4 protein-coding genes are annotated in these 2,407 nt (G+C 42.6%); 1 reads left to right on the forward strand and 3 read right to left on the reverse strand.

Features of this window, described 5'->3' with window-relative positions; genetic code table 11:
- Positions 1–165: 165 nt before the first annotated feature.
- The 3 genes from F6K20_RS34315 to F6K20_RS34325 all read right to left on the reverse strand — a co-directional run bounded on the left by F6K20_RS34315 (position 166) and on the right by F6K20_RS34325 (position 1,175).
- Positions 166–690 carry an ISAs1 family transposase gene (locus F6K20_RS34315; protein ID WP_008187103.1) on the reverse strand — a complete coding sequence of 175 codons (525 nt, stop codon included), beginning with the start codon at positions 688–690 and terminating at the stop codon, positions 166–168.
- A gap of 26 nt (positions 691–716) precedes the next feature.
- Entirely contained in the window at positions 717–926 is a 210-nt protein-coding gene (locus F6K20_RS34320) for a hypothetical protein (RefSeq protein WP_008187105.1), read from the reverse strand.
- A gap of 117 nt (positions 927–1,043) precedes the next feature.
- Complete coding sequence (locus tag F6K20_RS34325; RefSeq protein WP_143764225.1) at positions 1,044–1,175, reverse strand: transposase family protein; 132 nt, start codon at positions 1,173–1,175, stop codon at positions 1,044–1,046.
- Between the two features lie 446 nt (positions 1,176–1,621).
- Between F6K20_RS34325 and F6K20_RS34330 the strand changes: the two genes are divergently transcribed.
- Positions 1,622–2,407 carry a hypothetical protein gene (locus F6K20_RS34330; RefSeq protein WP_008187111.1) on the forward strand — a complete coding sequence of 262 codons (786 nt, stop codon included), beginning with the start codon at positions 1,622–1,624 and terminating at the stop codon, positions 2,405–2,407.

Raw genomic sequence — 2,407 nt, forward strand, 5'->3', positions numbered from 1 at the left:
TTATGCGGATCAGGGGGGTTAGGTAACAGGATTTGGGAAATGTCGTTGTCAGTCAATGGTTGGTGAGCACTCAATCGCTAAAAACCTGCACCGGTTCTAGGGAGCGAACCTATAAGTCATAGCTTATGAGTGAGACAGCGATTGCTTTGGCACACCGTCAAATGGCTACGACACGACCTTTTGGGTTCCAATCAACCGCAAAATCTTCTCTATATCATCAGCAATCGACCGGAGTGCCGTGGTGATAGAAGAATAACCGTGGTAGCGTAAGATAGCGATGACTAAACTACGGTACATTGAGAGATTGCCAGGAGCATTACCAAATTGTATCCTGGAACTATCCTGATCAAGTACCACGTCCTTAACCCAATGTAAACGATTTTCAATTCCCCAATCACCACGAATGCCTTGGGCAAATTGTGCGGCATCGAGACATTTACTACTAATATAATAAGCGAGTTGTTGGTAGGGCTTACCTGCTCTTGTACCGATGCGTTCTAGTTTGACAAGACTAGCTAGACCTTGCCACTCGTCACTTATGCATATGATGTCATCAAAAACAGATACAGTTAATGTGGTGAGACGGTCACTTCTTTTTTCCCGGCTTATGTCAACACTTATGGGTTGAGTTTTTTGAGTGTTGAGTTTGATTTGTTTGTAGAGATTTTTGGGATTACCTTTCACAGCCATTACATAGTCGTTTCCACTTTCGACAATTAGTTTGACAGTTTTTTTTGACAGTGTAAAGCCTCAAAGCTCAATATTACTCCTTCTATCCCTAAATTGGCTAAAAGCAACGGCACAACGTCAATTTCACTACTTTTTTTATTACGAAATTGTTCTAGGGCTAGGGCTACTCCACAGCGACTACTGAAAACAGAAACTACCGAAACGAAGTCTTGATAAGCTTGAGCATAATTATTCACTGTCCCTTTGATACTTTTGCCATCAACTCAAGCACCAATCACCCTCTTGGGTAGGCACACCATCCCTAATCCAGTTGGTCAAAACTTGGGCTAATTGAGTAAAATCAATACTCATCATTACTCTCCGAAAAGTCGAGTAATAGGAAAACCCATTGGTGGTAAATCTAAGTTTTCGAGCAAGGCTTGGTGATGACGACGAGCAAAATCTTCCAAGGCTCGATAACCATAGCAATCGCTCATCGTTGCCATAATCACCAACAGCCAAATTAACCGCGTTTTCCTCTGGGAGCACGAAAATCTGGGAGCTGGGCTAACGCTTCGATCAGATTAGTTTTCATCAGGGAGAGGAACGAGAGTTCCATATTGAGTTCACTTTGATAGTTTACACTAGTTTCTGGCTACTCTAATTTTCTGTGATCACAATGAATTAGCCCTGCTTTTTTAAGGGGGATTTAGGGGGATCTCCGAGTTTGAAGACACGCCCTAGGGGTGGGTTCCTCTTACCTGCTCCCTGCTCCCTAAAACCCACGATTTTGTACAGCAACAGGCCGTCAGCCTTTGGCCAGGCTACGCGAATGGCTGACGGCTGACGGCTGACGGCTCACCGCTGAATGCTTAGCTAAGCTTGTGGTTCGGCAACTATTGAGCTAGCTGTACTAAAGTGAAAGTTAGTGTAATCACTGCTAACTTTCACCATGGCTAGAATTCGAGGTATAGGGTTGATTATCCAAGCCCTGATACCAGTTATTTACCTATTAGTAGTTATTCTAACCTTAGCCACGATTGTGCTGGATATCAACAGTCTTGTGGGTGGACCAGTACAAGAAATCGATAGCGCTCTGGTGACTATCAGTGGCAAATTCGAGCAAACGGGAAATGTTATTGGTAGTGCCATAGCACCGATTGGTGATCTAGATAAAAAACTGGCTAAAACGGTCGAAACAATTGATAGTATTCCTGAAGAAATAGAGCTTCCGACTATTCCGATTCCTGATGCTGAACTGCCGATTAAACCAAAAGTTAAATTGAGCAGCAGGGAGTTAAACAAGCCAGTTGTGTTCGTATTTGATATTCCCAAGATTCCTAAAGAACCTATTCTTAAGATTCCTAAGGTGCGAGTTGAGATTGAAAAGGTACCTGTTGCTTTACCTGATATTCCTGGAGTGAAGGTTAGTGTATCAGGACTAAAAGAAACGAAAGCCCTTTTAACTAAGAATGTTGAAATTATTGGCACTTTAAATAAAGTTATTGGCATTCTTCCCAATCTTGAGGTGATTAGAGACCATTACCAAAGACTAATTGTTGGGGAGCAGGGCTTACTAGTAATCATTCAAAAAATTTGCCGTAATCTATTCATTATGATCATCCTGTTGGCAGGGACTGTCATGCTTTCACTACCCTGGTTGGTTGTGAAATATATCAAGTGGGCTTCCCCTCAGGTAACTGCTGGATGGCAATTAATCAGGGGAGTATCTCAATAG

The sequence above is a fragment of the Moorena sp. SIO2C4 genome (assembly GCF_010672485.1).
GTDB classification, from domain to species: Bacteria; Cyanobacteriota; Cyanobacteriia; order Cyanobacteriales; family Coleofasciculaceae; genus Moorena; species Moorena producens.

Coding starts and splice junctions, on each gene's coding strand:
- F6K20_RS34325 (WP_143764225.1), bottom strand. CDS start 1,175: ATGGCAACGATGAGCGATTGCTATGGTTATCGAGCCTTGGAAGATTTT.
- F6K20_RS34330 (WP_008187111.1), top strand. CDS start 1,622: ATGGCTAGAATTCGAGGTATAGGGTTGATTATCCAAGCCCTGATACCA.
- F6K20_RS34315 (WP_008187103.1), bottom strand. CDS start 690: ATGGCTGTGAAAGGTAATCCCAAAAATCTCTACAAACAAATCAAACTC.